3 protein-coding genes and 5 pseudogenes are annotated in these 6,700 nt (G+C 67.5%); 5 read left to right on the top strand and 3 right to left on the bottom strand.

The features are described from left to right. Positions 1–147: 147 nt before the first annotated feature. From ABD209_RS07875 to ABD209_RS07865, 3 genes and pseudogenes are all read right to left on the bottom strand, one after another. A pseudogene (locus ABD209_RS07875) lies at positions 148–1,197 on the bottom strand (acyltransferase family protein); the annotation flags it as partial. Between the two features lie 73 nt (positions 1,198–1,270). Then, on the bottom strand, positions 1,271–1,864 hold the full coding sequence (locus tag ABD209_RS07870; RefSeq protein WP_344064448.1) for a methylated-DNA--[protein]-cysteine S-methyltransferase: 594 nt from the start codon (positions 1,862–1,864) through the stop codon (positions 1,271–1,273). Then, positions 1,861–2,373: an RNA polymerase sigma factor gene (locus tag ABD209_RS07865; RefSeq protein WP_344064445.1), complete on the bottom strand. Its 513-nt coding sequence runs from the start codon at positions 2,371–2,373 to the stop codon at positions 1,861–1,863. The genes ABD209_RS07870 and ABD209_RS07865 overlap by 4 nt, the downstream gene beginning before the upstream one ends. A 260-nt stretch (positions 2,374–2,633) precedes the next feature. On the opposite strand from ABD209_RS07865, the pseudogene ABD209_RS07855 reads away from it, so the two are divergent. The 5 genes and pseudogenes from ABD209_RS07855 to ABD209_RS07835 all read left to right on the top strand — a co-directional run. Beyond that, positions 2,634–4,100: pseudogene (locus tag ABD209_RS07855) on the top strand (LAGLIDADG family homing endonuclease); the annotation flags it as partial. A 51-nt stretch (positions 4,101–4,151) separates the two neighbouring features. Beyond that, positions 4,152–4,745, top strand: a pseudogene (locus tag ABD209_RS07850) (intein-containing recombinase RecA); the annotation flags it as partial. Between the two features lie 108 nt (positions 4,746–4,853). Further along, positions 4,854–5,621: pseudogene (locus ABD209_RS07845) on the top strand (intein-containing recombinase RecA); the annotation flags it as partial. A 27-nt stretch (positions 5,622–5,648) separates the two neighbouring features. Continuing rightward, positions 5,649–6,074 (top strand): annotated as a pseudogene (locus tag ABD209_RS07840) (recombinase RecA family protein); the annotation flags it as partial. A gap of 5 nt (positions 6,075–6,079) precedes the next feature. Then, positions 6,080–6,700 (top strand): regulatory protein RecX, encoded by a 621-nt coding sequence (locus tag ABD209_RS07835; RefSeq protein ID WP_344064442.1) that lies wholly within the window; start codon positions 6,080–6,082, stop codon positions 6,698–6,700.

Below are 6,700 nucleotides of genomic sequence, written 5' to 3'. Positions count from 1 at the left end.
CGCGGTCATCATCACCCGAAGCCTGCTCCGCCGAGCCTGGACGACCCACCGCTGGGACACCCGACCCACCCGACGACCCTGACCTATCCGCGCGATCTCTAAGTGAAAGCGCAGCGGGTTCTCGATCAGCTTGTGCGTCAACCACGCCGGTATGACGCTGGCCGTCACCACCGCGACGCCCTGCCACCAGGTCAGGCCGTGCCACGCCTGTTTGGCGGCCACGACGAGCGGCCAGTGCCAGAGATAGAGGGAATAGGACAGGCCGCCGATCCAGACCATCGGCCGGACGCCGAGCAGACGCACCGGGCCGAGGGCGCCCGCGCTCTGGCCACCGAGAATGACGGCCGCCGCACCGAGCACGGGGATCAGGGCCGCGGAGCCCGGCCACGGCGTCCTGGTGGACTGCGTGAACAACCCGACCGCGATCACAGCGAGGCCGCCCCACGCGATGGCGGCTGCAATCGGGGGGCGCAGGCGCGCCCATACGGTCGTGCCGACGGCGACGAGCGCGCCGACGCCCAACTCCCACAACCGGGTGGTGGTGACGAAATACGCGCGGGCCGGGTCGGTCGCAGTGAGATGGATGGACCAGGCGAGGGTGGGAATCACGATTGCGGCGAGGCCGATGGACAGGGTCGGGCGGATCGGCAACCGGCGGGTGCGGATGAGCAGTGCCAGCAGGAGCAGCAGGATCGGCCAGATGATGTAGAACTGCTCCTCCACCGCCAGGCTCCAGAAGTGCTGGACCGGAGAGGCGGTGGTGTCCTCCGCGAGGTAGTCGACGGACCGGGCGGCCAGGCGCCAGTTGACGACATAGGCCGCGGCCGAGGTGATATCCCAACCGAAGTCGCGCCAGCTGATCTTCGGCAGGACGATCCAGGTCAGCAAGGTGGTGGTGACCAGGACCGCCGCGGCTGCGGGGAAGAGTCGTTTGGCGCGGCGGGCGTAGAACCCGACCAGCGAGATCCGCCCGGTGCGCTCGACCTCACGGGTGATCTGCCCGGTGATCAGGAAGCCCGAGATCACGAAAAAGATGTCGACACCGGCGAAGCCTCCGGTCAGCCCGCTCAGGCCGGCGTGAAACCACAGCACGGTGCCGACCGCAATCGCGCGCAGGCCCTCGACGTCCGGCCGGAAGCCTTTGGGCTGATGGGTCGTCGACGGCGCAGCGGGTGCGGCATGGGTGGTCGTCGGCAAAGTCGTCCATCATCGGCGTGCGGGCTTCGGGCCCGTCAAGGGTACCCGCCGAGCCGGTCGCGCCCGTTTCGGATCAGGCAGACTCGAAGGAAAGCAGGGTGGCCTTGGCCGGCGCGCAGCCGCGGTACCTGCCGAGGGTCCCGTCGGCCGGGACGACCCGGTGGCAGGGCAGCACGATCGGGAGCGGGTTGGTCGCGCACGCCGACCCCACGGCGCGGGCCGCGCGGGGGCGGCCCACGAGGGCGGCGACTTCTCCGTAGGTGGCCGTCGCGCCATACGGGATCGCGGTGAGCGCGGCCTGGACCTCGCCGCGAAAACCCCGGGTGAGGGCGAAATCCAGCGGGAGGTCGAAGGTGGTCCGCGCGTGCGCGAAGTACTCGTCGAGTTCGGTCGCGGCGACGTCGAGGCGGCGGGCATCGCGAAGGATGCGGGGACTGACGTGGTCGGCCAGCTCGGCGAGCACCGCGTCGGTGTCCTCGTTCTCGAAAGCCACCCGCACCAGGCCGCGCTCGGTGGCGGCGATCAACAGCGAACCGATCGGGGTGTCGAGCATGCGATAGGCGACGGCGAGCAGGTGCTCGCTCTCGGCGCGGGCGGCGAGGCGATCGTGCAGCCTCTGCAGTTCGGTGTCCGTGGGCGCGGTCAGGGTCGTCAGGGTCGGGCTCATCGGCTGGCTTTCGCGGGAGTGCGGGCGGACGGGGTCGGATCGTCGGTGGACAGCGTGCGGCGCAAGGCGGCGATGCCGTCGGCCGCCGCCCGGCGAACGGCGGCGGGGGAGGAGCCGGTCACTTCGGCGGTTTCCGTATGCGGCAGCCCGCCGAAGTAGTGATAGGCGACGGCTTCGCGTTGGCGTTGGGGGAGCCGGGCGACGGCCTGCCAGACGTCGGTGGCCTGCGGGTCGTGCGAGCGCGCGGCATCAGGAAGGGCATCGGCCGGGATCGCTTGCCGGGCGGTCGCGCGGACGATGTCGATGGACTTGTTGCGGGCGACACGCACCAGCCAGGCCTGGACGTTGGTGCCGGGCGGTAGGTCCGGCCACGCGCGAAGCGCGGCGAGGAAGGTCTCCGACCATGCGTCGTCGGCGTCCGGACCGGCGCCCAGGACCGCGCGGCAGACGCGCAGCACGGTGGGTCCGTGCGTCTGCACGGCGTTCTCGAAGGGTTGGACGGGTGGCATCACCAAGTAGTCGCCTGACCGTGGACGGATGTGAGGCCACAAGTAGACACCCTCGGCAATGCTGCGGCGTGTCGCTGTTCGTCGAACAAGTGTTCGGCTAGTGTCGTTCACAGGTGGGAACGCCGCACTGCATCATCCACAGCCTTTCCGGCGGGGATGGAGGGTTGTCGGTGGTCCCGCCTAGCGTCTGACCCACGAGCCGAACTCGGCCGGGGTCGAAGGCAGGCGCGCTCGACACGAGATGAAAGAAGAGGTGTGGCATGGCCGCGAAGCCGGACATGGACCAGAAGTTGGCCGACCAGAAGAGCAAGGCCCTCGAGTCCGCGATGGGGCAGATCGAGAAGAACTTCGGCAAGGGCGCGGTGATGCGGCTCGGCGACGAGGTCCGTGCGCCGATCGAGGTGATCCCGACCGGATCGATCTCGCTGGATGTCGCCCTCGGCATCGGCGGCCTGCCGCGCGGGCGCGTGGTGGAGATCTACGGACCTGAGAGCAGCGGCAAATGTCTGACTGCGGACACCTACATCTGGACCGATCTGGGCCTGGAAACGGTTGCCGAGTTCTTCGCCCGCTTCGGACAGGCGGCCTCGTGCACATCCCGAACCACCGATGTCCGAGACTCCGGGGTTCGAATCGTCAACGAGCGCGGAGCGCTCGAGCCTGTCGTCGTGCTGACGCACAACAACCGCAAGCCCGTACTTCGCATCACCACTCGGTCCGGCCGAAGCGTCACCGCGACGCACAACCACCCCTTCCGCGTCATGTCGGAGCGCGGCAATATCGTCTGGCGCAACGCAGGACGCTTAGTGCCCGGCGACGTCATCGTCTCGGCGCTCTTCGGCGCCGAAGAAGCGGCTTGCGGTGCCGGTCTTAGCGAGGACGAGGCCGTTTTCCTCGGATACCTGGTTGCCGAAGGAACGCTCGGTGAGGCGAACCGGCATGCGGTCCGCTTCACCAATTGGGATGCCGAGGTAGCGGCGGAGTGGAGCCGGCTCGCGGAGACTCTGTTTGGGGTCCGCGTCAAGCACGACGCGGACCGGGAGCATGTCATCCACGACGTCGCCCTGCGTCGACGCATCGCGGACGAGTATGGGCTCGACTACGTCAATGCGCCCGGCAAGGTGATCCCGCACCGGGTTCGCACGGCCGGCGCCAAGGCCCAGGTCGCCTTCTTGTCTGCCCTGTTCGAAGGCGATGGCTGGATCGACCCCACCTCCACGATCGGTCTGGGCACTGCCTCCGTGGAGCTCGCCCGGCAGGTCCAACTGATGTTGTTCGGGTTGGGGATTCCGGCGTCTATCCAAACCACCTACGACCGCGACTACTACAGCGTGCTCATCAACCCGGCCGCTGCTCACCGCTTCCTCGACACCGTCGGCTTCCGCAGCCGGCGTCGTGCGGATCAAGTGGCCTCGAACTTTCGTCGCTCTCCGCGTGATCCGCAGTTCGAGAACATTCCCCACCTACGGGGCCTGATCGCCGATCTGCGGGACGCAATCGGCGGGGACCGCGAGTTCGATCGGATCGCGGGGGATCTTTTCCGCGCAGATCTGGACCTGGGTTGTTCCCGCGGGCGCCTGGACAAGATCCTCGCCTGGGCGCAGGGGCGCCCGTCTCAGATCCCCCCGGGGGCGAAGCACATCATCGGCATTCTGCAGGAGCTGGCTGAGTCCGACTACACCTACGAAGCGATCACCGCGGTCGAGGACGCGGGCGAGGAGCCCACCTTCGATCTCATGGTTCCCGATTCCCACAGCTTCCTGGCCAATGGGATGTTGTCGCACAACACAACCGTGGCGCTGCATGCGGTGGCCAATGCGCAGCGCAATGGCGGGATCGCGGCCTTCATCGACGCCGAGCACGCGCTCGACCCGGACTATGCCAAGAAGCTTGGTGTCGACACCGATGCGCTGATCGTCAGCCAGCCCGACACCGGTGAGCAGGCGCTGGAGATCGCCGACATGCTGGTGCGTTCTGGGGCGATCGACATCATCGTCATCGACTCCGTCGCGGCGCTCGTGCCGCGCGCCGAGATCGAGGGCGAGATGGGCGACTCGCACGTCGGCCTGCAGGCCCGCCTGATGAGTCAGGCGCTGCGCAAGATCACGGGCGCGCTGAACAACACCAATACGACGGCGATCTTCATCAACCAGCTGCGCGAGAAGATCGGGGTGATGTTCGGCTGCATGTCGTACAACACGCGGATCACGCTGGCCGACGGATCCACCGAAAAGATCGGCAAGATCGTCAACCAGCGGATGGACGTCGAGGTCCGCACCTACGACCCCGTGACCGACAGCGTCGTTGCCAGGCCGGTGACCAACTGGTTCGACAATGGTCCAGCCGCACGCTTCCTTCAATTCACGGTCGCCAAGTCCGGAGGAAACGGACGCTCACAGTTCGCCGCCACCGAGAACCATTTGGTCCGCACGCCTGGTGGTTGGCGCGAGGCCGGCGAGTTGATCGCAGGAGATCGGGTCATGGTCAGCGAGACGGCGCGTCTGTCCGACCAGCAGTGGCAGGTCATCCTTGGCGGTCTGCTGGGTAACGGCCATTTGGCTCCCAACACCCGGGGACGGTCAGGCGTTCGCTACCGCATGGGGCACGGACCCAAGCAGGTCGCGTATCTCGACTGGAAGTGCGCCCAGCTCGGCAACATCGGCCAGACCCGGACAGTTCGGTCCACGGGCGCGGTTCACGTCGACTTCACTCCGTTGCCCGAGCTCGGCGAGTTGCGTGAAGTCGTCTATTGGGGCGACGGCAAGAAGCACGTCACCGACGAGGTGCTCAAGCAGCTCACCCCGGTGGCTCTTGCGGTGTGGTTCATGGACGACGGCTCCGTTGCCCTGCGCAGTAAGGGTCTGCAGGAGCGAACGCGCGGGGGTAGTGGTCGGATCGACTTTTGCGTCGAGGCGATGAGTCCGTCCAGCCGCACTCGGCTCGCGGACTACCTACGCGACACATTCGGAGTCGAGGCCGCGGTCACGACGCGGGGCCGAGCCCAGAAGTCGTATCTGGTGCTGACCACCGCTGGTTCCGCGCGCTTCATGGAAGTTGTGGCGCCGTATGTCCATCCGTCGATGGACGACAAGCTGCTGCCGAGATTCCGTGGCCAGTTCGCGATGCCGCCGCAGTTCGTGCCGCCGCGGGAGGTCCTGGTGCCCGCTCGCGTCTTGGATGTCCACGTCAAGCCGCCGACCCGATCGATGCACCGATTCGACATCGAAGTCGAGGGCACCCACAACTACTTCGTCGACGGGGTGATGGTGCACAACAGCCCCGAGACGACCACGGGTGGCAAGGCGCTGAAGTTCTATGCGTCTGTCCGACTGGACGTGCGTCGGATCGAGACCCTGAAGGACGGCAACGAGCCAGTGGGCAATCGCACACGGGTCAAGGTCGTCAAGAACAAGGTCAGCCCGCCCTTCAAGCAGGCCGAGTTCGACATCCTTTACGGCCACGGCATCTCGCGCGAAGGCGGCTTGATCGATATGGGCGTGGACCAGGGCTTCGTGCGCAAGTCCGGGGCCTGGTACACCTACGACGGCGACCAGCTCGGTCAGGGCAAGGAGAACGCCCGCAACTTCCTCAAGGACAACCCCGACCTGGCCGACGAGCTGGAGAAGCGGATCAAGGAGAAGCTCGGCATCGGTCCGCGCGTGGACGCACCGGCCGTCGTCGACGTGCCAGTCGAATTCTGACGGTCGTGAGCAGCCAGTCGCGGCCCGCCCTCGACGCCTTGCGCGCCGAGGTGGCCCGGCTCCAAACCGGCGGGAACCCACACCCCCCGCCGCGGTCGTCGCCGGAATCCACTCCCTCCGGCGACGACCGCACACCAGCGGCTCGGGATCCGCACGCCGTCGCGAAGGCAATTGTCTTGCGCCAGTTGACGAATTCGCCCAAGACGCGGGCCCAGCTGGCGCGCGCGCTGGCGAAGCGGGAGTGTGACCCGGCAGTGGCGCGCGAGGTTTTGGACCGGCTCGCCGAGGTCGGTCTGGTCGACGATGCGGCGTATGCCGAGCTCTATGTCCGTTCGAAGCAGAACAGCCGGGGCGTGGCCAAGGCGATGCTGAGCCGGGAGTTGCGCGCGAAAGGCGTTGCTGCCGACACGGCCGCCGACGTCCTCGACGCCGTTCCTGATGCGGTCGAGGAAGAGCGAGCGCGAGCCCTCGTTCGGACCCGGCTCAAGCGACTGAACGGGCTCGACCGATCCGTTCAGGTGCGCCGGCTCGCGGGGCTGTTGGCCCGCAAAGGGTATCCGTCCGGGTTGGCCGGCCGGGTCGTGTTCGAGGAGATCGCACTGTCGGCGGAGCACGTGCGCGACTGA

Source organism: Nostocoides vanveenii (assembly GCF_039531165.1).
Lineage (GTDB): Bacteria > Actinomycetota > Actinomycetes > Actinomycetales > Dermatophilaceae > Nostocoides_A > Nostocoides_A vanveenii.
Note: the sequence above shows the minus strand (reverse complement) of the source record. Positions and strands in the feature narration are given on the sequence as shown.

Bases quoted from the DNA above. Each gene is read 5' to 3' on its own strand.
- ABD209_RS07870 (WP_344064448.1), bottom strand. From the start codon at position 1,864: ATGAGCCCGACCCTGACGACCCTGACCGCGCCCACGGACACCGAACTG.
- ABD209_RS07865 (WP_344064445.1), bottom strand. From the start codon at position 2,373: ATGCCACCCGTCCAACCCTTCGAGAACGCCGTGCAGACGCACGGACCC.